At 31.9% G+C, this 26,547-nt stretch carries 24 protein-coding genes; 10 read left to right on the forward strand and 14 right to left on the reverse strand.

Translation table 11 applies throughout. The features are described 5' to 3' along the window. Positions 1–159: 159 nt before the first annotated feature. The 3 genes from ATE84_RS11970 to ATE84_RS11980 all read left to right on the forward strand — a co-directional run bounded on the left by ATE84_RS11970 (position 160) and on the right by ATE84_RS11980 (position 5,684). Positions 160–1,290, forward strand: a complete 1,131-nt coding sequence (locus tag ATE84_RS11970; RefSeq protein ID WP_101448180.1) for a VWA domain-containing protein — start codon at positions 160–162, stop codon at positions 1,288–1,290. A gap of 45 nt (positions 1,291–1,335) precedes the next feature. Next, positions 1,336–2,799, forward strand: coding sequence for a sigma 54-interacting transcriptional regulator (locus tag ATE84_RS11975; protein WP_101448181.1), 1,464 nt, complete (start codon positions 1,336–1,338; stop codon positions 2,797–2,799). A 230-nt stretch (positions 2,800–3,029) separates the two neighbouring features. Next, the gene (locus ATE84_RS11980; RefSeq protein ID WP_101448182.1) at positions 3,030–5,684 is read left to right on the forward strand and encodes a T9SS type A sorting domain-containing protein; all 2,655 of its coding nucleotides are present in this window, start codon (positions 3,030–3,032) and stop codon (positions 5,682–5,684) included. Positions 5,685–5,707: 23 nt separating this feature from the next. On the opposite strand, the gene ATE84_RS11985 is transcribed toward ATE84_RS11980, so the two are convergent. The 6 genes from ATE84_RS11985 to ATE84_RS12010 all read right to left on the reverse strand — a co-directional run bounded on the left by ATE84_RS11985 (position 5,708) and on the right by ATE84_RS12010 (position 14,198). Continuing rightward, the gene (locus tag ATE84_RS11985) at positions 5,708–6,532 is read right to left on the reverse strand and encodes a DUF1853 family protein (RefSeq protein ID WP_101448183.1); all 825 of its coding nucleotides are present in this window, start codon (positions 6,530–6,532) and stop codon (positions 5,708–5,710) included. Positions 6,533–6,539: 7 nt separating this feature from the next. After that, entirely contained in the window at positions 6,540–8,615 is a 2,076-nt protein-coding gene (locus tag ATE84_RS11990; protein WP_101448184.1) for a transporter substrate-binding domain-containing protein, read from the reverse strand. Between the two features lie 160 nt (positions 8,616–8,775). Continuing rightward, on the reverse strand, positions 8,776–10,842 hold the full coding sequence (locus ATE84_RS11995) for a transporter substrate-binding domain-containing protein (RefSeq protein ID WP_101448185.1): 2,067 nt from the start codon (positions 10,840–10,842) through the stop codon (positions 8,776–8,778). Positions 10,843–10,937: 95 nt separating this feature from the next. Further along, positions 10,938–11,948: a pirin family protein gene (locus tag ATE84_RS12000; RefSeq protein WP_101448186.1), complete on the reverse strand. Its 1,011-nt coding sequence runs from the start codon at positions 11,946–11,948 to the stop codon at positions 10,938–10,940. Positions 11,949–11,952: 4 nt separating this feature from the next. Beyond that, complete coding sequence (locus ATE84_RS12005; protein WP_101448187.1) at positions 11,953–13,449, reverse strand: S10 family peptidase; 1,497 nt, start codon at positions 13,447–13,449, stop codon at positions 11,953–11,955. A gap of 173 nt (positions 13,450–13,622) precedes the next feature. Next, the gene (locus ATE84_RS12010; protein WP_101448188.1) at positions 13,623–14,198 is read right to left on the reverse strand and encodes a YdeI family protein; all 576 of its coding nucleotides are present in this window, start codon (positions 14,196–14,198) and stop codon (positions 13,623–13,625) included. A gap of 132 nt (positions 14,199–14,330) precedes the next feature. Between ATE84_RS12010 and ATE84_RS12015 the strand changes: the two genes are divergently transcribed. The 5 genes from ATE84_RS12015 (at position 14,331) to ATE84_RS12035 (ending at position 19,745) form a co-directional block, all read left to right on the forward strand. Beyond that, positions 14,331–15,968 (forward strand): ABC-F family ATP-binding cassette domain-containing protein, encoded by a 1,638-nt coding sequence (locus tag ATE84_RS12015; protein WP_101448189.1) that lies wholly within the window; start codon positions 14,331–14,333, stop codon positions 15,966–15,968. Positions 15,969–16,144: 176 nt separating this feature from the next. Next, positions 16,145–17,005 (forward strand): response regulator transcription factor, encoded by an 861-nt coding sequence (locus ATE84_RS12020; protein ID WP_101448190.1) that lies wholly within the window; start codon positions 16,145–16,147, stop codon positions 17,003–17,005. A 147-nt stretch (positions 17,006–17,152) separates the two neighbouring features. Next, complete coding sequence (locus ATE84_RS12025) at positions 17,153–18,457, forward strand: hypothetical protein (protein ID WP_101448191.1); 1,305 nt, start codon at positions 17,153–17,155, stop codon at positions 18,455–18,457. Between the two features lie 89 nt (positions 18,458–18,546). Then, entirely contained in the window at positions 18,547–18,888 is a 342-nt protein-coding gene (locus ATE84_RS12030) for a VOC family protein (RefSeq protein ID WP_101448192.1), read from the forward strand. 227 nt (positions 18,889–19,115) lie between these two features. Then, entirely contained in the window at positions 19,116–19,745 is a 630-nt protein-coding gene (locus ATE84_RS12035) for a GyrI-like domain-containing protein (protein WP_101448193.1), read from the forward strand. Positions 19,746–19,797: 52 nt separating this feature from the next. Here ATE84_RS12035 and ATE84_RS12040 read toward each other — a convergent pair whose 3' ends face one another. Continuing rightward, entirely contained in the window at positions 19,798–20,565 is a 768-nt protein-coding gene (locus ATE84_RS12040) for a hypothetical protein (protein WP_101448194.1), read from the reverse strand. A gap of 292 nt (positions 20,566–20,857) precedes the next feature. Between ATE84_RS12040 and ATE84_RS12045 the strand changes: the two genes are divergently transcribed. Further along, positions 20,858–21,568, forward strand: a complete 711-nt coding sequence (locus ATE84_RS12045; RefSeq protein WP_101448195.1) for a DUF4386 domain-containing protein — start codon at positions 20,858–20,860, stop codon at positions 21,566–21,568. A gap of 114 nt (positions 21,569–21,682) precedes the next feature. Here ATE84_RS12045 and ATE84_RS12050 read toward each other — a convergent pair whose 3' ends face one another. Then, positions 21,683–22,093, reverse strand: a complete 411-nt coding sequence (locus ATE84_RS12050; protein ID WP_101448196.1) for a hypothetical protein — start codon at positions 22,091–22,093, stop codon at positions 21,683–21,685. Between the two features lie 338 nt (positions 22,094–22,431). Between ATE84_RS12050 and ATE84_RS12055 the strand changes: the two genes are divergently transcribed. Next, a complete protein-coding gene (locus tag ATE84_RS12055) occupies positions 22,432–23,115 on the forward strand; it encodes a class I SAM-dependent methyltransferase (RefSeq protein ID WP_101448197.1) in 684 nt (227 codons plus the stop codon). Between the two features lie 172 nt (positions 23,116–23,287). Here the strand turns inward: ATE84_RS12055 and ATE84_RS12060 are convergent, their stop codons facing one another. From ATE84_RS12060 to ATE84_RS12080, 6 genes are all read right to left on the reverse strand, one after another. Beyond that, positions 23,288–24,013: an acetolactate decarboxylase gene (locus tag ATE84_RS12060; protein WP_233195792.1), complete on the reverse strand. Its 726-nt coding sequence runs from the start codon at positions 24,011–24,013 to the stop codon at positions 23,288–23,290. A 193-nt stretch (positions 24,014–24,206) separates the two neighbouring features. Continuing rightward, positions 24,207–25,184, reverse strand: a complete 978-nt coding sequence (locus tag ATE84_RS12065) for a permease (protein ID WP_101448198.1) — start codon at positions 25,182–25,184, stop codon at positions 24,207–24,209. Next, entirely contained in the window at positions 25,177–25,329 is a 153-nt protein-coding gene (locus tag ATE84_RS26570; protein WP_233195793.1) for a hypothetical protein, read from the reverse strand. The genes ATE84_RS12065 and ATE84_RS26570 overlap by 8 nt, the downstream gene beginning before the upstream one ends. An 11-nt stretch (positions 25,330–25,340) precedes the next feature. Continuing rightward, positions 25,341–25,583, reverse strand: coding sequence for a thioredoxin family protein (locus tag ATE84_RS12070; RefSeq protein ID WP_369828517.1), 243 nt, complete (start codon positions 25,581–25,583; stop codon positions 25,341–25,343). A 295-nt stretch (positions 25,584–25,878) separates the two neighbouring features. Beyond that, entirely contained in the window at positions 25,879–26,070 is a 192-nt protein-coding gene (locus ATE84_RS12075; protein ID WP_101448199.1) for a hypothetical protein, read from the reverse strand. Between the two features lie 74 nt (positions 26,071–26,144). Beyond that, positions 26,145–26,546 (reverse strand): hypothetical protein, encoded by a 402-nt coding sequence (locus ATE84_RS12080; RefSeq protein WP_101448200.1) that lies wholly within the window; start codon positions 26,544–26,546, stop codon positions 26,145–26,147. Position 26,547: the final 1 nt, after the last annotated feature.

The raw sequence follows: 26,547 nt of genomic DNA on the forward strand, positions 1-26,547 counted from the left end.
AAAAACAACTACCTTCCTTTCAAAGATAACAATTGTTTGTACTTTGTTACAATACAAGAAGTTGTTTTCTAATAAGAGTTCTCAAAAACAAATGTTAATTCTCGGTTCTTCGATAGGTAATATGTTAGTATCTTTTATAAATTACACTAACTTTATCTAATGAAAAAAGAAAAAAAAGTATTTAGAAAAGGCTTTGCATTCAAAGTTTTTGAGGCACCAGAACAGTCTCCGTTTGATAAGCTTTTTGATATTTTTCAGGAAGTTATCACCCATACTTCAGGAGATTTGGATGAAGCTTTAGACTGGATGAAAGAACTGGATAGAGAATATCAACTTACTGATGAGAATTATACGCTGGACGATTTTGTAGAGGATTTAAAAAAGAAAGGATACATTCGAGAGGAGATAAAACCAGACGGTAAAGGAGGAATGTCTATTACAGCCAAAACCGAACAAGCAATTCGAAAAAGAGCATTAGATCAAATTTTTGGAAAACTAAAACGAAGTGGAGCAGGTAATCACAGAACAAATTATATAGGTAAAGGAGATGAACATTCTGGGGAGTTTCGTAATTATCAATATGGAGATTCATTAGAACAAATATCGATAACAGAAAGTCTTAAAAATGCGCAAATCAATCATGGAATCGGTGATTTAAATTTAACCGAAGATGATCTTGTCGTCGAAGAAACCCAGTTTAAAGCACAAATGAGTACGGTATTGATGATTGATATTAGCCACAGTATGATTTTGTATGGAGAGGATCGTATTACTCCTGCCAAGAAAGTTGCAATGGCACTGGCAGAACTTATCATTACCAAATACCCTAAAGATACATTGGATATATTGGTTTTTGGTAATGATGCATGGCCTATTGCAATTAAAGATTTACCATATTTACAAGTAGGACCATATCATACAAATACTGTAGCGGGTTTACAACTGGCAATGGATATGTTACGAAGAAAACGTAATACAAACAAGCAGATTTTTATGATTACCGATGGTAAACCAAGTTGTTTAAGAATGCCAGATGGGCAATACTATAAAAACAGTAACGGATTAGACCGGTATATAGTAAGCAAATGTTATATGATGGCTCAACAGGCTAGAAAATTACATATACCTATAACCACTTTCATGATTGCACAAGATCCTTATTTAATGCAGTTTGTAAGAGAGTTTACCCATGCGAATCAAGGGAAAGCATTTTATACAGGTCTTAATGGACTAGGTGAAATGATTTTTGAAGATTATGAAGCCAATAGAAAAAAGAGAATACGAGGATAAATTGAATTCGGATTTAGAAATTAAATTGTTAGAACGAAAAGAAAAATGAACATTTCAACGATAAAAACATTAGGCCAGTTAAAAGAGTCAGGATATAAGAGTATTTCAATAAAAGATGAATTAAGGAATAATTTAAGAGCTAAAATTAGTAATAACGAAGATACTTTTACAGGAATTCATGGGTATGAAAATACGGTGATTCCCGAATTAGAAAGAGCAATTCTTTCTAGGCATAATATTAATTTATTAGGATTACGTGGCCAGGCAAAAACTCGTTTAGCACGGCAAATGATTAATTTGCTGGATGAATGGGTTCCTGTAGTAGAAGGCTCAGAAATTAATGATGATCCGTTTCATCCTATTTCGAGATATGCTACTAATTTAATAGCAGAAAAAGGTGATGATACTCCCATTAGTTGGTTGCATCGATCAGAACGTTTTGCAGAAAAATTGGCAACTCCAGATGTTACTGTGGCTGATATAATAGGAGATGTAGATCCAATTAAGGCAGCTAACCTAAAATTAAGTTATGCAGATGATCGTGTGATTCATTTTGGAATGATCCCAAGAGCAAACCGAAGTATTTTTGTAATTAATGAATTACCAGATTTACAGGCTCGTATCCAGGTAGCATTATTTAATATCTTACAGGAAGGCGATATCCAGATTAGAGGATTCAAGCTTCGATTACCATTAGATATACAATTTGTGTTTACAGCAAATCCAGAGGATTATACTAATCGCGGAAGTATTGTAACACCGTTAAAAGATAGAATAGGTTCACAGATCCTTACTCATTATCCCAAAACTATAGAAATAGCAAAAACGATTACTCAGCAAGAAGCTAAATTAGATTCAAGACAGGCTGATTTGGTTTATGTACCAGATATGGCAAAGGACTTGTTAGAACAAATTAGTTTTCAGGCTAGAGAAAGTGAGTTTATTGATCATAAAAGCGGTATAAGTGCAAGAATGAGTATTACGGCCTATGAAAATTTATTAAGTATGGCAGAATATCGAGCATTAAGATCTGATGATGATCAAACCCTATTGCGATTAAGTGATTTTACAGGAGTTATTCCTGCTATTACAGGTAAAGTAGAATTGGTATATGAAGGAGAGCAGGAGGGAGCTGCCTCTGTAGCACATTCTTTGATTTCTAATGCTATCAAGACTTTATTTCCCGAATACTTTCCGAAAATTGAAAAACTAGAAAAAGAAGGTTATGAAAGCCCATATCAGAATCTGATAAATTGGTTTTTTGAAGAGAGCGGATTCGAATTACTAGATGATATATCAGATAAAGAATATAAAGAAAAACTAGATACTGTTACTCCTCTCAAGAATCTGATTAAAGAATATCAACCAGAAGTTAGTACAGAAGATAGCTATTTTATGATGGAGTTCTTATTGTGGGGATTAGTAGAATATAAAAAATTAAGTAAACATAGACTATCTGAAGGATTTCGTTTTAATGATTTGTATGGGAGTTATATAAGCGGATTATAGTTTTATAAATTATTTCAAAAACTAAATCAGATAAATAAAAGTCTTTAGTGTTCTCTTTTTAGAATACTAAAGATTTTTTTTGTAGGAATATAATTTTATTAGTGAAAATAGCTGATAATGTGTTGTTTTATGTCATTTAGATATTTTTTTTTACATAACCCTCACCTATCCATATCTTGTTAAGTATTCATAAATAATATACAAATATTTATTCTTTTAAAACTTAACACATGAAACACAAACTTAAATTTTTACTCACTACATTTTTGCTGGTAAACTTTTTTGTTTATTCACAAACATTTGTTCGAAATTATAGTGGAGAAACAACAGAACACCAAATAAAAATGGATTTTACACCAAAGTCATGGGGAGACGTTTACCTTGTTATTGAGGTAAAAAACACAGGGCAAAATGATATTAGCGTTAGAAACTCTAAAGTTCAATTTTTATCGGATGCAATACCCAGTTTGGAGAATTTTATTCCTAATGGAAGTATCTCTTATCCGAAAACTGTAAAAATGAAACGATCTCCGAATGGAGATCAATATCTTAATACTATTGAAATAGAACTTGCTAATGGAGCTTGGGTAGATCATAAGTTGTCTTCTAACGAAAGTTTTAAAGCTAAGATTAATCTGAAAGCTGTAACATCATCTTATGAGAGTTTGGCAGATGCAGTTCGGTTTTATCCAGAAAACGGAGACCCTTCATTATTCACAAATGTAATTACCACTGTAACGGGTAATGATTCTAATGCTGTTGAGGTTACATATAAGAATCCTGCTTTTAATACTCAGGTAACCAAAACAATTACTACTACAGAGACTAGTTTATTGAGAGTTAATAAACAATATCAAATATGGGCAAATGATTTTATTTTGGGTACTACTATTTATAAAAGTAAGTATTCTAAGGCATCGCCGTTATCTTTTTTGCCATCAGAGACTAATAACGCAATTTCTGTACCCTATACTAAGTCAACTATTAAAACAGAAAACTTGATAGTTAATGTAAGTGGACTTCCTAATGGGGTTTCTACAACAATTGATTTAAAAAATAAGGATATAGATAATGTTACCAAGAATGAAAACATTGTAGAAGGTAGCAATACGATCACTAAAGTTATGGAAGGAAACTATTCTGTAACAATTTCTTCTTATACCGATACAGAGAAAGATATTATATATGTACCAAGATATGATGACAATATAACAATATCTGCAGGTGAGTCTAACCAACTAAATGTTTCCTTTAAAAATTACCCTGTTAAAGAATTTACAGTAAAAGGATTTCCTAAATATTTATCACATGGTACGGTAACTAATGCCGCTCCTGCTATTGATGAAGATTTAAAAAAAGCTCCATTAAGTGTGCTGTTTAAGTATTCTGGTTTAGATGGAGCAGGAGATAGAGGCAAAATTCCTGATATGACTGCTACTGTAAATACGATTGAGCAAGCACGACGATTAGAAACTAGTCAAGAAGGAAAAATAGTACTTCCGGTAATGGTTCATTATACAGCCAATGCTAGTGGAGGTGGATCAGGAGAAGCTATTAAGGATATGGCCGAGAATCAGAATTTATATTTTCATTATAGAAATTTGATTCAGGAAATTAAAGTAATGCTGAGTTATGAAGATGCAGATCACCCTAATCCAGGAGCCTTTGTCATAAGCCCTGACCTAATAGGTGCCATTCAACAAGACGTAGTTTTCGGGCATGATCAAAATATACAAACAATAAAGATTGATGTGAATCAAGACATAAAAAAAGCGTTTACAGATGAGAGCTTAAATGTCAATGATATTCCTTCTTTTTCAGATGATTTAAAAGGTTACTTTCAGTCAATTAATTTTTTGATTCATCATGTAGGAGAATGTAAAATTCCGTTTGGATATCAACAAAATGTTTGGTCTGCTGGATCAGCTCGTTGGGTATATAAAAACGCAAATGAATATAACGACCCTGTAAGTGAAGCTATAGAAGTAGCAGATTTCATGAATGATTTAGAATTATATACGGGAAACTGGAAACCAGATTTTATTGCTTTTGATAGATATGAACGTGATTGTTTCGGACCCGTTTCTATAGATAGTTACGCATGGACAGCAAAACATTGGGACAAATACTTGGTTTTTTGTAAAGAAATAGCAGAACGAATAGGAAATGCCCCCATAATGTTATGGCAAATCCCCGGTGGGCATATGCCTACTACAGATGAGAATATCATCAATTTTGATATTGCTAACCATTCCTCTGCTTCAGCTCCATACTTTTTCGGGGATAATAGAATAGGAACAGATATTAATAAAGTGCATCCAGATCTAAAAAAGATAGTGTTAACACAACCGCATTATGCAGCTAAAAATATTGGAGAGCATTTGAGCAATGATAATGGATATGATTGGAGTATGTCCAATATGCAAAGATTGGCTGATATGAATGTCTTTACCGTTTTATGGGGAGGAGGATCTACTACTGGAGTAGCGCCTATAGGTACTAATGGAGATGATGACCAATGGCTGGCTTCAAAAATAGCAGACTATTATAAGAAACCTGTTTATAAAACGGTTTCGATTACACCTTATCAAGATGCAACATATTGTCAAAATAGCGTATTATCTTCTACTCAAAAAGATATAGAAAAGACATTAGATATAAAAATATTCCCTAGTCCTGTAAAAGATCAATTACAGATAGAAAGCTCTGTTTTAGATAAAGAGTTTGTTGTAACTATATATAATATATACGGTAAAAAAATAGTAGGTTATAAAAATCAAAAACTATTAGATGTTTCTAATTTATCTAAAGGAGCGTATATTATTAAATTACAATATATGAATTCGTTAGATAAGAGTATCTCTAAAATATTTTATAAAAAATAGAATTTCAATTATAGTTTGTCCTGTTACCACCAAACTATAAAAAAACGGTCATAAGAATCTCCATTACTTTTCATCCAAAGTAATGGAGATTTTTTTTGAGATAATGATACCTGGACCTTTTCTGTTATATCATTAAAAGAAAACCAGGTGTCACAATATTTTGGGTCAGTAGCCCAATCTTTTTTCTTCGGAATATTAAAATGATAAGTGCCATATTGCTCTGAAGTAAAAGCTTCTGATGTTACCCAAAAACCGACAATACATTGATTATTAACAATAGGAAAAAGTTTGTTTTTCATAGAAACAGGAACAAAAAGATTCGCCATATAAGATACTTTTTGATGAATGCTTTTGGAGTTTATTTGTAAGTTTTTCAGGATAGGTAAGGTTTCGCTTCTGTAGAGTAAAGGCAATTGTTTTGTTTTTAATTTCTCTATTTTTTGAAGTAAAGTATCTTTACGATTTGGGCCAATCCATTGTTGAAGCTCACCCTCAATCGATGGGTCATGCAGATAAAATTTGTATACAATTTCAATATGTAAAGTTTTATTATCTCGATGATCTTTTATTAGAAAATCTAATTCTCCGATTGTAATTTTGTCTTGGTATATCTGGATATTCTTTGCTATAACCTCATAGTGATCAGAATTGATAATACAGTATTCAAAATAGTGTTCTATACGCTTACCTAATACTTCATTATCCCGAATATTAATCTCTAATGTATTAGGGGATATATCGGTTTCAAATAGCTCTTCTATATTAAATTGCGATAAATTAAAGAGAGTTTTGTTTTTCCATAACGGTTTACTGTTTATGAAACCTAAATATTCATTTTTGATTGACATTCAAATTTTATGTAAGTTTTGATTTTGAAAAAACAGAAAAGTATTTATTGATAATAGGCTTTAGTATTTTCCTATCTACGGGTTTAGAAACAAAATCATCACAACCTGCATCCAAAGCTTTTTGGATATCGTCTTCTGTAGAATACGCTGTTTGTGCTATGATAGGTAATCTGGGTCTTAATTTTTTTATCCTTTTAGTAGCTGTATAACCATCCATTATTGGCATTCTTATATCCATCAAAACCAAGTCGATATAATCATTTTTTTTGCAAATATCTACTGCTTCCTTACCATTTTCTGCACGATGAATAACAAATTTATACCCTTTCATTTTAAGTAGCACCGTTTTAAGGAATAAAAAATTCACATCTCCATCTTCTACAATTAAAATAACCTGTTTTATAGGAATGTCTTGAGTTTTTTCTTTAGCTAAGTGATTATCTACTTGTGGGGTGACAATGGGATGATATGGCACTGTTAATGTAAATATTGAACCTTTATTTACCATAGAAGCAAATGAAATATCGCCTCCAATTAATTTAGCATTTTTCTGAGCAATCGATAAGCCTAATCCAAGTCCATCATAGCTTTTTGTTACTTCCTTTTCAGATTGAGAAAAGTTTCTGAAAATTAATTCCTGATCTTTTGGTTTGATACCTATTCCTGTATCTCTTATTGTTATTATTAAAGAATCACCCTCAATTTCACAAGAAATTTCAATCATACCTTTGGTTGTGAACTTAATTGCATTATCAATAAGATTTTGTAAAATTTTATTGATTTTTAGCTTATCCATAAGTATGATACTTTGATCATCGGTTAATTTGTTATTAAGATGTATTGCAATATTCTTGCTAATGGCTTTGCTCTGAAAACTTGAAAACAAGAATTGTAATACTTCGTTCAGGTTTATTTCTTCAAAACGAACTTCGACTTGATTGGTTTCTAATTTAGAGATTTCAATAATATCATCTATGATATTGATTAATTGATTGCTACTGTCAATAATGATTTTTGAATATTCTTTTTGTTGATTTGGAGTAATTTCTGGATCATTAAGTAATTCAGAAAAACCTATAATTCCATTCATTGGGGTGCGCACTTCATGAGAAATATTATGAATAAATGCAGTTTTTAGTTTATTACTTTCTTCTGCACGTTCTTTAGCAATATTTAATTCTTTTGTTTTTTGTTTAATTAAGTATTTGAGATATCTGTTAAGAAGAAGAATGATAACTAGTGATAATAGTATAATCCCAGTAAGCGTAATCCAGAAACTTGTTTTTTTATAAAAAGGGACAATAGCCTGATACAACCAATTATCAAAAACAATTTCTTTTTCATGATCCGTAATACTGCTGGCAGTCTTAGAGATAATTTCGTTAAGCTTAGTATTCTTTTTCTGAACTGCAAGACTTGGAGCATATATATATTGAGTTTCTGAAACAATTTTAAGATTATCAAGATTTTCTGTTTTTATGAGGTAATTTGCTACAGCCTTTGGTCCTATATAAGCATGATATTTTCCAGAACTAACTTTTCTTAAACAACTTAAATCGTCTATTTCGGTAGAAATATTGAGATTTTTTTCATGTTCTTTCAAGATCTCATAAATTCCATAATCTTTTGGAACCGTAATTACTTTGCCTTTATAGTCTTTTAAGTTTGTACCGTAATCTATATTTTTTTGAGTTACAATAGCGTGCCTAGATTCAAAAAGTTGAGAGTAGAAATTAAGATAGGTATTCCTTTTATTGGTTTGTTGAATTTCTAAAACGATGTCAATTTTATTATTTTTTACATCATTTAATAGCTGTTCCCAATTGGTGTATAATTTTCTTTGAAATTTATGATCTAGCTTATTTTCGATAAGAGAGAGATAGTCGATTAGGATACCATCTACTTTATCATTTTCATTAATGAATTGATATGGGGCATAGTATGGAAAAAGTCCAACAGAAATGCTATCGTTGTTTTGTAACCAATCTTTCTCTTTGTCACTTAGAATCGTTGATTCTGAACAAGAAAAAGAATTTATCAATACAATAAGGAAACAGAAAATATACAGTAATTTTTTTGCCATAGCTTTTTACTAGTTATCCCTTACTTTTCTTGCTCCTTATTAATAAAGATACTATTTAATAGTAAGACTTTCAAGAAACACCTGCCTTATTTATAGATTGTATCGATTAATGTAATTTTGTGTGTTATGGTTTTTTTTCAACCTAATGTGTTGTGCTATTTTAGATAGAATATATAGGTAAATATTTTTTAATTACCTTTTTTACAGCTGTAGGATCAACAGGTTTTGAAATAAAATCATCGCATCCTGCAACAAAAGCATTGAGGATATCTTCTTTGGTAGCATATGCGGTTTGTGCAATTATGGGAAGCTCAGGATGCAATTGTTTTATAAACCTTGTAGCATCGTACCCATCCATTTCGGGCATCTTAATGTCCATAAACACCATATCAATTGTATTGTTTTCTTTGCAAAATGCTAGAGCTTCTTTTCCGTTTTTTGCTCGATGAATAACAAAATGATAATTTTCTGTTTTTAGTAAGATTGTTTTAAGTACTAAGAAATTAACTTCGCCATCCTCTGCAATCAATACTACGTGTTGCTTAGCTTTTGTTTCTTTTATGAAGGTCGATGAAGAAGCATTATGGTTATTTGAAACTGTAATCGGATTATAAGGTAGTACGATACGAAATGTAGACCCTTTTTCGGGAATAGAAGAAAAAGATAATTGACCTCCCATTAAGTTTGTGTATTCTTTACCTATAGTAAGCTCTAATCCTCCATAGTTTCTTGAAATTTGATATTCTGATTGAGAAAAACTCTTAAATAAAAGCTGTTGATCCTTAGGATCAATTCCTATTCCAGAGTCTCGTACATTAATAATCAAAGCATCTTTTTGTACCATAACCGAAACAAGGACAGCTCCTTTTTGGGTGTATTTAATTGCATTTTTAACTAGACTATTTATACTTTTAAGAAACTTAGATTTATCAATAAACACATAACGTTGATCATCTAGCAAGTTGTTATTAAGTATAAGGGAGATTCCTTTTTTCTTTGCTTTTGTTTCGAAAGTCGAAAAAATAACATCAAAAACTTCGTATAGATCAGTTTCTTCATGGGTGAGAATGACCTGCCTTGTTTGTAGTTTCGAAATTTCGAGTATGTTATCCATACAATCGATTAATTGTTTACTGCTTTTGACTATGATTTTTGTGTATTCTGCTTTTTCATTATCTGTTACTTTAGGTTCTTTTAGCAGTTGCGAAAAACCAACGATACCATTCATTGGTGTTCGGATTTCGTGGGATATATTATGAATAAATGCTGTTTTTAATTGATTATCCTTTTCAGCATTATCTTTAGCTATTCGTAGTGCTTTTGTTTTGTGTTTTACGATGTACCCCAAATAAAAATTGATTCCTAAAACAATGAGCAGACCCAACAATATGAACAAGACAAAAGGAATCAAAAAATTAGGGTTTTTATAAAATGGTTTTGTTTTAATGTAAAGCCAGTTTTCTACAATATTTTGTTTTTCACTATCAGAAATATTGCTAGTTGCTTTTTGAATGATTTTATTTAAAACGGTATTGTCTTTAGCAACAGCAATACTAGGAACATAAGAATATTTAGTTTCAGCTATGATTTTAAGGTTGTCAAAATTTTTGGATTTTATTAAAAAATTAGCCACAGTTTTTGGGCCAAAATACGCATCGTGTTCCCCTATCTGCACCTTTTGTAGAGCGATACTTTCGTTGAGATAGGTTTTAAGATTAATTTCGGGATGTTTTTTTCTTAAGTATTCTTCTGAAGAATACCCAAGAGGAACAGTTATAGTTTTAGTACTAAAATCTTTTAAAGTAAGTCCATCGGGAGTATCTTTTGAAGCCACAAGAACAAAAGGAGTGTCAAAGAATTCGGTATAAAAGTTTAGATATTGACTACGGTCCCAGGTTTGTTGAGCTTCCAGAATTATATCAATATTTTGACTTTTGGCATCCTTAACCAGTTCGGACCAATCAGAATAATATTTTCGTTTAAATTTATGTCCTATTTTATCTTCAATCAGATTAAAGTATTCAATAAAAATACCCTCAATAGTCGTATTATTATTTATAAATTGATATGGTGGGTAATACGGAAATAAAGCTATTGTAATAGAATCATTTTGTTTTAGCCAATCCGTTTCAGCATTCGTTAATATTTTTTCTTTTGAGCAAGAAAAAAATAAAATTGAACACAGAAAAAACAGAAGGGGTAAAAGAAATGTTTTTCGATTACACATTTAAATCAAATCTTCTAAGGTAATGATAATGATGTTGTTAATACATGTTAGAATTAAAGATAAGCATTATTTCCCCACTATTAAGATAGGCTATGTTACTTTTTTATTTCTGTACCATCAGGATATAGAGCAAACCTGCCTTTAGAAGGAGAATGAACATGATCGTAACTACCCCAGGGCCAGCCTCCAAATTCTGTTTGTTGATATTCTTGTATCGCCTCTCTGATTTCTATCTGGCTATTCATGACAAATGGCCCATGTTTCACTATAGGTTCATTCATTGGTTTACCTTGTAATAATAATATATGGGCTTCTGTATTGCCATTTTTTAAGATGAATTCCTGATCTGCATTTAGAATGATTTCATGATGTACAGGAATAGTATATCCTTCACTCATAACTTCGGCTCCTTTAAAGAAATATAACGACCTGTTTATCTCTGTAGATGCTTTAGGAAATGTAAATGTTGCATTGGGAGCCATTTTGATAGTCCATATCGCTATTTCATTATTTGGATCTGCTGCCCAGGAATCGGGAGCAGAAGAGGGAGCTGTTACATCATCTAATTTCCCTGCAATTAAAGTAACCTCAGTTGTATACCCATGCTTATCCTGTTTCTTTATTTTAGGAACCTCTTCACTCCAAAGCATTTTAAAATGTGGCTCTACCATTTTTTTGTCTCTCGGAAGATTAAGCCAAATCTGAAATAATAAAAAAGGATTTTCTTTTTCGGTATGTAATAAAGGAAACATTTCAGAATGTTGTACGCCTTTACCAGCGGTCATCCATTGTACATCACCATTACCAAAACGTCCTGCAGCTCCAAGTGAATCAGAATGGTCCACTAATCCTTTTTGGACAACTGTAACGGTTTCAAAACCTCGATGAGGATGTGCGGGGAAACCAGGTATTTTGGTTCCATGATACATTCGCCACCCATCTTTAAGAGTGAAATCCTGACCAAGATTACGACCCTCTAATGATGCATTGGGACCTAATTTTCCATTTCCTTTTGGATATTGATCCTCATGATATGCACAAAATAAAAATGGATCACTGGTTTCCCAAGGGAAGCCTAACGGTTTGATTTTAATAATAGCAGCCATAAGCTTAATATTTTGATCCTTTATTGATATTAACAGACGATTTGGTAATAAATGCTCTAATATCATCATTAGCCTTAATCAGATCTTCATTACGCAGATACATCATATGACCACTGCGATATCCTTTAAAATTAAGGCGATTTGTAAGTTTTCCATTTGCGTTGAGTTGCCACATTACATATTTAGCATTAAAATACGTAGTAGCACCATCATAATAACCCGATTGAATCATAGTATGAAGGTTGGCATTCATAGCCATAGCTCTTCTTAAGTTTTCACCTGTATTATTACCTTTGGTTCTATCCCATGGTCTTACCGGACCAAACATATTATATTTTAAGTCGGTTTTAAATTTTAATTCCTGGCTATAGTAATAATTGATAGCTGGTGTAAATGAATGAAGCCAGGAAGTTAGCTCACTATTATAATCAGGATTATCTCCTGCATCCTTTATATCCATTCCTTTATATCGAGAATCCAATCGGCCAATCGTATACCCTTCTTTATCTCGTAAAAGATCTTTCCAGAAATATGATTTGGGTACTTCAAGATTATGCTGTCGTATTGTTTTCTTAGAAAGTCCAGAGTAGTAAGCCATCTTATTGATAACTTCTTCTTTTTTGGTAGTATCCAGATATCCGCTTTTTACAATTGCAGGAAGCAGTTCATTGATCGTATAGTTCTCTACTTCTGGAAGTACTTCGAGTAAGTCTTTATTCTGTAGTTCTGGCGGTAGCATTTTATGATACCATGCTGCTGCTGCAAAATAAGGAAGTCGATTTGCTACTTCTACAGGGCCATCAAATTTAAAACCTATTTCGGTAGGAGAGACTAATATCACTCCGTTAAGATACATCCATTGGTTATTTTGTAACTCAAGAGCTAATCCAGAAACTCGTGTGGTTCCATAACTTTCTCCGATAAGATATTTTGGAGATCGCCAACGATTATTTCGGGTTACAAACGTATTGATCCAATTGGCCAGGTATTTTACATCTGCTTCTACCCCAAAGAATAACTTTTTATCAGGCATTTTTCCGTCTTTTCCGGGGATCATTCTAGAATACCCCGTGTTTACAGGATTTACAAAAACAATATCTGCTACATCCAACACCGAATTAGGATTGGCTTTGACTCCATAAGGTTGTACAGGAAATCCTTCATTATCAATCTTAAGAATGCGAGGACCTGTATAGGCGATATGCATCCAAACTGAAGCTGATCCGGGACCACCATTAAATGAAATGAGTAAAGGTCGGTTTTCATCATTTTTGATATCAGATCTTTTGTAATAGGTATAACATAAAGAAGCTATAGGTATTCCTGTTTCATCCCAAACAGGTTGAAATCCTACTGTTGCTTTATACGCAACGGTTTTCCCTTTTATAGTAGTTGTATGATTTGTAACGATAGTAGTATCGATAGGAACTTTAACGTTTTGAGCTGATAATGAGGTTGTTATTGTGGTGTAGAAAATAGCAAGTAGTAGATGTTTATACATGATGAGTGATTTATATGATCCGAAAATAATGATTTATCATATAAAATCTCTTAAAGTGGTGTTAAGGGAGATAGAGGAGTAGATTTAAGCACTTTTATTATTTATAAATAAAGTTGTTTTTCATCCCAAAGTTTGCATTACCATTACATAATGAAGGTATTTAAACTGTTTTTTTACCAATTATCGCGGGACTTGATATTTGCTTTACAGAATTTAATAATTTCTACAATGCGTTTATCACGGGTTTCCTGTCGTTTGGCTTGATGAATCCAGTAGAGGTAGCTCTTACGATACCCTCTCGCAAAGTTTTGGTAGTTTTCAAAAGCTAGAGGGTTTTGATCAAATGCATGTTGTAAATCTTTGGGAATGATACCATTTTCTACATCATCAAGAGCTATCCATGAACCATTCTTTTTAGCTAATTCGATACTCATCAAACCACTTTGATGCATAAGATCATTTTTAATAAGATCTATAATATGAGTTTTATTGACTTTGCTCCAAACACTTTTGGACTTACGAGGGCAGAAGTATTGTCTTCGGCGCTGATCATCTAGCCTTTTTACCGTAGAATCTATCCAACCATAGCATAATGCTACTTTTACAGCTTCTTCCCACCGCATACTAGGTTGTTTACTTTCTACTTTGTAAAGTATAAGGTATACTCCGTGAGATAGGTTATGATTCTCATGAAGCCAGGAACGCCATTCCTGATCAGTTTTAAAGTATAATTCGGGTTTGTCAGACATAAAAAAACACCTTAGTGAAATTACGTTTTCAAGGTAGTAATTTTTTGGAATACAATATATATTCAAAATATAATCAGATTTCTTTATGATGACCTGCTTTTTTTTAGTTTTGCATTCTCAAATTAGAAAGATATGATTTCTGTAGATGGAATTGCTGTAGAGTTTAGTGGTGAAACATTATTTAGTAATGTTTCTTTTGTTATCAATGAAAATGATAAAATTGCCTTAATGGGTAAGAATGGTGCTGGTAAATCCACTATGATGAAAATTATTGCAGGAGCACAGAAAGCAAACAGAGGGCATGTTAGATGTCCCAAAGAAGCAGTAATTGCATATTTACCACAACATCTATTAACAGATGATGATTGTACTGTATTTGAAGAAGCATTAAAAGCTTTTGGCGATATTTTGGGGATGCAGGAGGAGATGGATCGATTAAATAAAGAACTTGAAACTCGTACTGATTATGAATCCAGCGAGTATATGGCAATTATAGAAAAAGTAACTGATCTGGGAGAGAAGTTTTATGCTGTAGAAGAAGTGAATTATGATGCCGAAGTAGAGAAGGCGCTAAAAGGACTTGGGTTTAAGAGAGAAGATTTTACACGACCCACCAGTGAGTTTAGTGGTGGGTGGAGAATGCGTATAGAGCTTGCCAAAATCTTATTACAGAAACCAGATTTAATCCTTTTGGATGAGCCTACTAATCATGTAGATATAGAATCTGTAATCTGGCTAGAGGACTTTTTGATTAATAAAGCCAAGGCGGTTATCGTTATCTCTCATGATAAAACGTTTATCGATACAATCACCAATAGAACTATTGAGGTGACAATGGGAAGGATCTATGACTATAAAGCAAATTATTCGCATTATCTGCAACTACGAGAAGAAAGAAGAGCAAATCAAATAAAAGCATACCAGGAACAACAAAAATTTATTGCAGATACCAAAACATTTATCGAACGGTTTAAAGGTACGTACTCAAAAACCAATCAGGTAAATTCGAGAGAACGTATGTTAGAGAAGTTACAGATTATCGAGATTGATGAGATCGATACTTCATCCTTAAAACTCAGATTTCCATCATCAGTTCGATCGGGAGATTATCCCGTAATAGCAAAAGATTTATCAAAAAGCTATGATGAGCATGTAGTGTTTAAAAATGCAAATTTATCGATTTCCAGAGGAGAAAAAGTGTCATTTGTAGGACGTAATGGTGAAGGTAAATCCACGATGATCAAAGCGATTATGGGAGAGATTGAGTATGAGGGAACTTGTGATCTGGGGCATAATGTTAAAGTAGGATATTTTGCGCAAAACCAAGCGGCATTATTGGATCAGAACCTTACTGTATTTCAGACGGTTGATGAGGTAGCAGAAGGAGAGGTACGAACACAGATCAAGAATATTTTGGGACAGTTTATGTTTGGTGGTGATGATATCGATAAAAAAGTGAGTGTTCTTTCAGGAGGAGAACGAACACGACTGGCAATGGTTAAGTTACTTTTAGAGCCGGTTAATCTTTTAATTCTCGATGAGCCAACCAATCATTTGGATTTAAAGTCAAAAGATGTACTAAAAGAAGCTTTACTAAATTTTGATGGTACCTTGATTTTGGTTTCTCATGATCGTGATTTTTTACAAGGGTTATCACAAAAAGTATTTGAATTTAAAAACAAAAGAGTAATCGAACATTTTGAAACCATAGACGATTTTCTTTCGAGAAATAAGATTGAAAACCTAAAAGAAATTGATCTTAAATCATAATAGAAGACTACAGCTTCATTATATAGAATACTAATACATTGTTCTCATTTGGGTGCAATAAATAATATACGATCTATCAAAAAATCTGTTAGATTTGTAGATCAATAATCTAAATGTAATCAGAGAAGGTTATTTTTTTGAATGATAAGAATATCTATGTCTAAAGTATATAACGAATGGAAGTATTAGAAATCATCTTATTGATTTTAGCGTATTCCCTAATCATCATCGCATTATTTTTGGAAGTTATATGCTTTAAAAAAAATATTGAAACGCTTGAAACTATATACTTTACAATTTCACTGCTTCTGTTAATTCTTGCGTTAACGATTACCTATTTTTTTAGACCTTTTAGCCATTCTGATAGCACTAATGTTTTTATTTTATTAGCGATGATATTGGTTGCACTTACTACTCCTTTGCATATTCTTGAAGAGAGGCGCCATACTATAAAACCTATTTTTAAAAAATTACTAATTGCTTTTTCGGGGATGCTAATCATACTCGTGATTACAGGGCACTTTATCAGAATATTGGGTTTTTTACAGTATGTAGTAGCACTTTTTTTAGGGATTTCTGTCGTTTTGTCAATGATTCTGGTAAGGGTTACCAAACCCAAAGTAAACATAGTACATCGTGAAAAAATGGAACGGTATATTGCAATTGCCGTCCTTATTATGATTCCACTTTCTTTACTTACCAATTATGTTGCAGACCTAAATGGTATAAATACAAAAATTGGGTTTACGCTTCCATTGATTTTTATTGTACTTGCAGGAAGTAAATTATGGAGTGATATAGAGCGACTGTCTCTTTTTAGGCCTAAAAATACTGTGAAAGAGCAAAACCTGATTAATTATTCCTTGACCAATAGAGAAAAGGAAATCGCCTTACTTCTTATTAAAGGAAATACATATAAACAAATATCAGAACAGTTATTCATATCAATTCCTACGGTAAAAACACATGTTTCCAATATTTACAGAAAATGTAAGATAAATAATAGGATAGAGCTTATTTCGTTGCTGTCTAACTGATTAATCTTATTTTTTATGCTTAAAACAAGTATCATACTTTTGTATGATATTTAGAATATTCTGCTTTATAGTACAAATTCCGTATTGCCACCGTCTCTTTTGTTATCCATTTTTGCGGTATTATTTTCATAACGTAATACTAAGATAATGAGACAAATTTTTCTAGTGGCTTTCGCCCTGTTCTATTCACTTAATGTATCTGCGCAAAGAGATACACTACCCGCTACAGGTAAAAAAAGATTAGATTTTGCCAAAACCTATTTTGAATTGGGAGCAAATTTGCTCCCATCATTTACAGGAAAACGACTTTCTGGAAATGAACTTATTAGTTTTAAGCATCCAGAAACTTTAAATACGACCTTATATTGGGGTGGTTTTCATTTTTGGGGGCATGCAGAATTCTATGTATCCTTTCCTTTAAAACAGTTTAATCTTAAATCGAATGACGAAACAGATGTAGAATTTACTCATTATACAGTTACGGGTGCGCGGTTTTTGCCGTGGGCATATCAAGAAAAGAAACTCAGGCCTTATGTTGGTATTGGTTGGTCTGCGTTAGATTTTAAGCAGGTTGTAAAGCCAGATGAAGATCAGCCTAAACTTGAGAAAAACTTTACGTGGACTGCCGATGCAGGAATATTGTATGGATATAAAAATTTTACTGGCAGACTGGGGGTTAACTATTACCCTGATAATACATGGAATTACCCCATATCTAAAACCGAATTCCAAAAAATTAAAACCCCAAATTTTAGTTTACAACTAGGGTTACTCTATGCTATGGATCTTACTAAAGATAATGGAGATTCTACTATAAATGAAAGATGGAATAGCTATCCTGAAGTTTCTAACTTGGGCATAAATGCTTCAAGTTTTGGTGATTTTTTTGCTGCTATAGGACCTTCTGTTTCTTTTTCTCTTGCAGAGTCTGAATACAACAATAGTGAATACCCATATTTAAATAAAAAGCAAGCATCTGGCGGCTATTTTGATATTGCTTTGGGATATCAATTAAATAAAGCTAATATGTTTACAGCAGTATCGTTTAGAAACCCAAAATTCGAACAACAAGCGTATGGAACTAGGCAAACCATTAAAAAAACTTCTGTAGCATTAGAAACAGCCAAATTTTTAACTGATTATACAGGTTTTGCCCCATTTATCGGTTTAAATGTAGCCTATGATCATATCAAATATTCAGAAATTACAGATGAAGGAAACAAAAAACTAACATTTAATAAAATTGAACCAGGTATCACTATCGGATGGGATATCGTTCCGGGAAAATCTGAAGAGTTTTTAATTTTAAGAACGAATTTACGTTGGTATCCCTTCTCTTCTTTCAAGGTAGATGGGAAAAAATTTAATCTAAATCAATTAGAATACAATTTGATACAACTCGTTTTTTATCCGGAACGACTTTTAAGATCTAAAAAAAATATTTTTAAGTAGCGTAATAAAATTTTTAGATTAAAATGTATACTGACATAGGGTTGTCATTACTCCACTTTATTTTTATTTCAAAATAAATAGAAGTAGAAATGAAAAATAATAAAATCAACTTTATAGAATTACAAGCATTAGATTTAGATGAAATCAAAAAATTCTATGGCAATACTTTTGGTTGGACTTTTACAGATTATGGAGATCAGTACTGTGATTTTCACCAAGCGGGAATTGATGGAGGATTTGCCAAAGTAGAAAAAATTAGTACTGGAGGTACTCTGGTCGTTTTATATCATGATGACTTATCACAGGCTTTAGAAAATGTACAAAAAAATGGTGGAAAAATCTCTAAGAAGGTATTTTCTTTCCCTGGAGGAAGTCGATTTGAATTTATTGATCCTAGCGGAAATAAACTAGCAGTTTGGACTAATAAGTAAACAAGATCAAAAAGTATATGCAAAACTGAAAGAGACTATGGCAAAGGAGTTTATTGAATCAATCCTTGAAAAAGCCATAGAAAAGAGAGCATAAAATACAATCATGTATATAAATACTGTTGACATAGGGTTGTCATAATTACACTTTACTTTTGTTTTATAAGATTAGAATATTACCAATTATGGTCAATTCGAAGTGTAAATGATATACTAAAAGAGGATGCGTTATGAAGCATGAATGGAGAAAAAAAGAAAAAGGAGTGTATATACCCAAAAATACACCCGAAATCATTGAAATTCCCGAATACAAGTTTCTTACTATCGAAGGAGAGGGTAATCCTAATAGCGAATTCTTTTCAGAATATATTGGTATGCTGTATGCGGTTTCATATGGGATAAAAATGGGATTAAAAAAAGGAACTGTACCCAAAGGATATTTTGATTATACCGTTTACCCGCTAGAAGGCGTTTGGGATATTACTGAAGAAGCAAAGAAAACATATGAAGGTACTATTGATAAAGATAACCTGGTTTTTAAATTAATGATCAGACAGCCCAATTTTGTTGATGATGAACTAGCGAAACATATGATTAATCAAACCAAGGAAAAAAAGCCTCATGTGTTATTAGAAAAAGTGAAATTTGAGAAAATAACAGAAGGTAAGTGTATTCAAATGATGCATCTGGGAAGTTATGACAACGAACCTGAAAGTTTTAAGGTGATGGAAGCATTTGCTGAAAAAGAAGATCTCTACAGACTGTCTAAAGTACATAGAGAAATTTACCTATCCGATTTTAGAAAAGTACCCACCGAAAAACTAAAAACAGTTTTACGATTTAAGGTAGTTTCAAAGTAATTAACAGATAATACAAAACATCACCTTCAAAATTTGAAAGTTTGGAGATACATTATGGAGTTATAATATAGTTTACTTTATTAACCCCTGTGTTTCCGGTTGCTGGGTGATAGGCATATACGACAAGCTCATAACTTCCTGTAGTATCTATATTGATTGTACCTTCAAACAGGTTAGGTGAATTGACTATAAGATCTATTTCTTCAATTTTAGCACCGTCTTTTTTTAGAATTCCTTTTACTTCTATTTGATTAGCATCCCAAAGACCACCATCACTAATTGTACAACCACACATCATTACAATATTAGATTGCACGGCAATGCTTTTTTTGTCGAGAGCTTTTAATGAGATAAACTGATGTGTTCTTGGAGTCAAAATGTCAACCACAAAACCAGGAATCTCGATAACAATTCCATCTCCCAAAATATCTTTTCCGGGAATTATCCATAATGCTGTTGATGCATTTACCGTAGCTTGTTTTTTATTTACAGGGGCAAATACTTCTATGGTTACAAAAACAGGTTCTGATATATCTAATTCTGCTAAAAACCCAGAGGTCTTATCATCTGTAATCCTTACATTTCTTTTTCTCGGTGTTTTCATGATCAGGGTTGTGTTTCCTGTGCCACCACTAGTTTTACCTTGAGAAAGAATCTCTCCTGTAAGCTGATTACGTATAATTATATAAGCACCTCCGATAGAGTTACCGATAAATTTGGCATCCTTTGCTTTTGCTCTTACCATGATTTTGGTAGGAGTAGCAAATGCAGTATAACTAAAAAGGGTTACTAAAACGGCCAATATTGTTTTTTGGATCATGATCATTTGTGTTTTGTAGTTAATGTAGGTATGGTTTCTTATAACTAATCAAAAATAATAAAGATTATAGGAAAACGATAGGTATAACAACTATAAAAATATCTTAAAATTATATCTCATTTGTCATAAGTGAAATCATTATATCAAGTATTTTTTTTGAAGTGTAGTTTATAAAAAAGCACTTCTACAGATCTGCTTTCGGTTTATCTAAACGCTATGCCACAGCGTATTTCGAGATGCAATTGTAACAAAATATGTAATGAATCGTCAATAATAATAAATCAAAAAATGTATGGAAACGAATTCAAATCAAAAAATTGGAAGAATTGCAGGGGCAGTATTTCTAATCATCATTGGAGCTGGTGTGTTTGCAGAATTTTTTGTTCGCCAAAAGATTTTTGTGACCGATGATCCCGTTGCTACTGTAACTAATATTGCTAATAATGGCTGGTTATACCGTTTAGGAATTGTTAGTGATTTGGTGATGATCCTTGCTTTTTTCTTCTACCCATTAGTTTTGGAAAGAGTGTTTAAACATGTTAATAAAAATCTATCCAAACTTATGGTGTTGTCGGTTATGATCTCTGTTGCGATATTATGTGTTACGATGCTTGCAATGATAGCACCATTGTTGTTAACTAGTGGAGCGGATTATATGGCTGGATTTACCACTGATCAGATAAACGGTTTGGTCACATTCTTTTTAAAACTACATACCAATGGTTATTTTATCTCACAGGTATTTTATGGATTGTATCTGCTACCGCTTGGATATATGATCTTTAAATCAGGGCTCGCACCAAAGATTATTGGGGTGTTGTTGATGTTGGGATGTATTGGCGATCAGATCGATGTGATCAGATATTTTCTTGTTCCAGATACCGATTCAGTACTATTACAAAATATTACTACTCCCGCAGACCTGGGAGAGATGTCACTATGCTTATGGTTGTTGATTATGGGATTACGAAATAAAAAGATAGAAACAAAAGTTGTTGCTTGATTATGATATATAGATGTGAGTTTTCGATCATCATACTTAAATAGAGGACAAGCTAATTTTCTCTGTTATTATATGAAAAACTACTCAAACTGATGAAGTATGCAATAGAAAGTGCTACTTAGAATCTAGTTTATATGCTGTTTTTAATTCAATGCTTATCAGTATAATTATAATAGTGATTTCTAATATAATATATGTCCAACCAAAAGCAGTTATTTTTTGAATATGTTGAAAGGCCACTCCTATTGAGATAAAGCAATATATGAGATTCATCAATGCAATAGCAGTTAAGAAATACTTCTGGTTTTTCTTAACTCTTAGATAGCAATAAAAGTCATAAAGCGCAAAAACGCATGGCAAAAACGCAAGAATATAAAGTACTTTCATAGGGATCCCAAAAATACTTTCGAGGCTCACTAAAACAACTCCTAATAAAAAAGCAGAAAGTAGTGCTCCTAAACCATCGATTAGAAAAAGTCGTTTAGGATGCATCACCATTTTATTTGTAATCTGTTGAAAAATCATAGTTTTCTCATAGTATTTAAATGGATATGAATACATTTAAGTATACAAAGAAATAAAGAAACCCTCAATAAGAGACCTTAGAACAAGTTATTTTATAACAAATCATGAGTTTTATTAATGATTACTGGTGTTGTAAGTGGTTCTAAATTAGTTGTATAATCGCAATTTAATCTCGAATAATACGATGTAATGAAATCAGTTTTGATCATTTCATCGTTGTATTCTGTTTTGTTGTATCATATAAGAAAACAACCTTTGTTCTGATATATATGTTTTAGTATTACATTTGAATATATATAATTATGCTTTTATAATTTGTATAGACGAATAGAGTGTTTATGAAGAAAAAAGACAATGAAATTAAAACTAAAAAAATAAAGAAGCCTTGGCCAACTAAAGATGCTATGGAACAGGTTTATGAAATGAAACTCTGGGGTGGTAATACATCTGATTTTTATTCAGGTTTAGGATCACATCATCCCGAGATAGTAAATCCATATATAGACGTTTTAACATCATTTTTAACCTCTTTTAAAAAACCTCTTGTAGTGTGTGATTTAGGTTGTGGGGATTTTAATGTAGGAAAAGAACTGGTAAAACATACTAAGCAGTATATTGCTGTAGATATAGTAAGAAATCTTATAGAACGTAATAAAGAAAAATTTAAAGAGGAAAATTTAGAATTCCGTTGTTTGGATATAGCGGTAGATGATTTACCTTCTGGAGACTGTGCTTTATTAAGACAAGTACTACAACATTTATCGAATGCTGAAGTACAAAATATAGTGGAAAAGCTAGCCAATTTTAAATATGTTATGTTAACCGAACATATACCTGAAGGAAATTTTATACCCAATAAAGAGATTATTTCTGGACAAGGAATTAGGCTAAAAAAGCAAAGTGGTCTAAATTTATTAGCTCCACCATTTAATTTTGAGGTTAAAGAAGAAAAACAATTATTGTCTGTTATTTCGAATGATTTCAGAGGGGTTATAGTAACGACATTTTATAAAGTGTTTTAACTACATCTATGTTGATTAACCAGGACTGTAGTCAAATTCTTTATAGCATTTCTGTTGTGATTACTTATATAGATTGGTACAAATCTGTATAAGTACATACCATGTAAAAAATCTACAAAAATAGAGTAGGTGAGAACAAGTGCTTATTAGCGGCCATTGTTGAAGAGAGCCTTTATTTTTTGGGTAGATACAATTTCATATTCTTAATTTCTAACTCATCCAAATGCCCCATTTTTTTCTCATCTTTAGTTATCAGATGCATATGCAAAAATGAGTTGTGATGTGTAAAAACCCCTTTATGATCTGTAGAGAAAAAACCAACAATCTCTACTTCGTCATCTTTTAGTCTGTAATTTATTTGCCCTTGATGAGCTTCATCTGGTGAAGAAACTTTTGTTCCTTCCGGTAGATTTTGTATGTGAATGATTGCTTTAGAAATCTTACCTGTCAGTTTGAATACAAATGGACGTTTAAATTCAGTAGTTTTTTCGTTAATAAATTTTTCAAGATCTTGAATTGTCTTAATATTTGAAGGAATTTCTATTTCAGTCCATTCATCTACATTTGCAGAAACAAAGAAAGGTGCTGAAACATTAAAATTCTTTTCAACTGTCATTGTTGAGTCTGAAGTTACTCTTGATACATAACTTTTTCCATCATTAATTAGCAGTTCTCCTGTCAAATAACTTTCAGGCCCAAGCCCATAAAGCCCTTTCTTATCAGAAATAGTATCTAGATTAATACTACTTCCTAATTGACCTCTCCACATTACATTTTTCATTGCTCCCACAATTTTAATGTTAGAATTTGATTGTTCTATTTGCGATTCTTTTTTAGTCGAATTACAACTTAAAAGCAAAACTGTAAGCAATCCTGATACTAAATTTTTAATTGTCATTTATTGTTATTCAATTTTGATGATATTAATACCATGCTAACTATACTTCTTTTATATAAGTAGCTAAAATAGTAAATCTTTAATGTTTTTACGGTTTGGTAAAGGAGGTATACTTTATGTTTTAACGAATTCGAGACTAGTGATCTGGGGAAGTGTTTTATATACCTTATTTGATACCTAAGGGTTTTTTTGTTTATAAAATTATATTAAATAAGTAACCTGAAATAATTATGCAGAGTGTTACTACTCCAAAAAAGATAGCAATCAGTTTTATAGTCATTACTTTTTTTAAAAGCATTGCTTCTGGTAACGATAAGCCAACAACGCCCATCATAAAAGCAATTGCAGTACCCAAAGGAATGCCTTTTGCAACTAAAACTTGAACTACTGGAAGTATACCTGATGCGTTTGAATACATTGGAATGGCTAAAATGGTAGCAATTGGCACTGCAAACAGATTGTCTTTGTCCATATATTTTTCAAAGAATCCTTCAGGAATATAACCGTGCATCAAACCACCAATGGCGATTCCTACCAATACATAGGGAACAACGCCTTTAAGAATTTTAAACACGTCATCCCAAATTAAAGGCAATCTTTGTTTTAAGGTTTGTTTCTCGGCAATAAAAGCGTCTTGTTCTTTTTGAGCAGTCATTAAAACTTCTTTTACCCAAGATGTTAAAAAAGATTCTAATTTTAATTTTTGAAGGATTACACCAGAAACAGTACCTAATAAAATACCACTAACGATATAAATAATAGTTGTTTTAATACCGAACAAACCAACAAAAAGTCCAATTGCAACCTCATTGACTAAGGGCGAAGTAATCAAAAACGAAAAGGTAACACCTAATGGGATTCCACCTCTCACAAAACCAATAAATAAGGGGACTGATGAACAAGAGCAAAAGGGGGTTACCACACCAAAAAGACTTGCCATTAAGTATTCTAATCCATATAATTTATTTCGTGATAGATAATTTTTAACCTTGTCTACAGGAAAGTAACTATTAACAATTCCCATTAAAAAAATGACGATAAAAAGAAGAATTAAAATTTTTACAGTATCATAAATAAAGAAATTCAATGCTTCAGCTAAATGCTGTTCCTTGTCTAAATTTAGGACATCATATACCAACCAATCTGCAATGTTTTGTAACCAGTCAAACATTGTCAATCGTGTTAATAGCAGCAAAAGCCTTCAAAAGTAATTCGACAGTAAAGGTAGTAATGCCAAAACCTTTATTAGATTGCTTTATATGAATATCAGTATCCTGATTTGAAAAAGATAAAGCTTTACTATGATCATTTAGCATATGTATTGTAATTAGTTTAAAAGTGACAATACCTCATCTTTTGAAGGTATTCTGCCTTTTATAGTAATAACATCATCTATTACCAAGGCAGGTGTTGTCATTACGTTGAATTTCATAATCTCGGTAATATCCTCGACTTTTTCAATTGTTGCATCAATATTGTTTTCAGAAACAACATCTTGAACAACATTCGTCATCTTTTTACATTTTGGACATCCTGTTCCTAGTATTTTAATAATAGCCATAATATTCATATTTCTTACGACGAATATAAGATTGTGAATTATGTAAAAATGTGATTTTTGTCACACTTGTATAAATATATTTTCAAAGGTGTTTTTGATTTGTTTTTTCAGCTTATAGGGCACAATTGTTGTGTGTAGCTAAAATAATATATCCATGCCCTTTTTTATTATGATGTCTGGTAACTTTGTAGGGGGACACTTTATACTTAAGCAAAGTCAGGAGACTTTACCAGACTAGGTAGGTTTTTTCTCGTTTACAAATTTGGGTAATTTCAAATTGTCAAATCTCTTTTTGTCAAGCTTTCTAATTTGAACGTATTAATTTAGATTTTCCAAAAGTTAATACGATTAGCAATATTCCTATTCCAATACCTGTAAATGAACCTTTGATTAGGTCAGATAATTCTACATAATGTGCAAATATTTGAGTTAATGCAATTATTAACATACCCACTGATAATAGAATTATTGATTTTTTTTTAGTAATGCTATTCATTTCTATCGTTTTTATTATTAGTATTTCAAAAACATTATTTGTTACAGATTTTGTTCCAAATTATTGTGGATCCGCTATTTCTTTTTCACCTTCCATTTTTTCAATCCACCCAAAAAATATAGAATACCTATTAGTGTTGCAAAGATTCCCATAGTTGGGAAAAAATTATTCAATATTGAATACACTAACTCTGAAATACCTCGCAATAAATAAATTCCGGCTATTAGAAATATACCAAATTTTAAGAATGGAAGTTTCTTAAATGTACTACTTGCTGAAAGTCCGTATAATCCAAATACAAAAAATACCATTGCCACCAAAAGAGTTGCTACATATGGAAAGGAAAAATGAATTTGTGATAATTCTTTCATTTTTTCCTCAATTCCAAAAATTCTAAAAACCTTTTCGAGCCAAAATAATCCGATTAAGTGGGCAATTGCTATTCCTATATTTAAATATCCTGCAAGTTTTAGCATA

Source organism: Aquimarina sp. MAR_2010_214 (assembly GCF_002846555.1).
Taxonomy (GTDB): Bacteria; Bacteroidota; Bacteroidia; order Flavobacteriales; family Flavobacteriaceae; genus Aquimarina.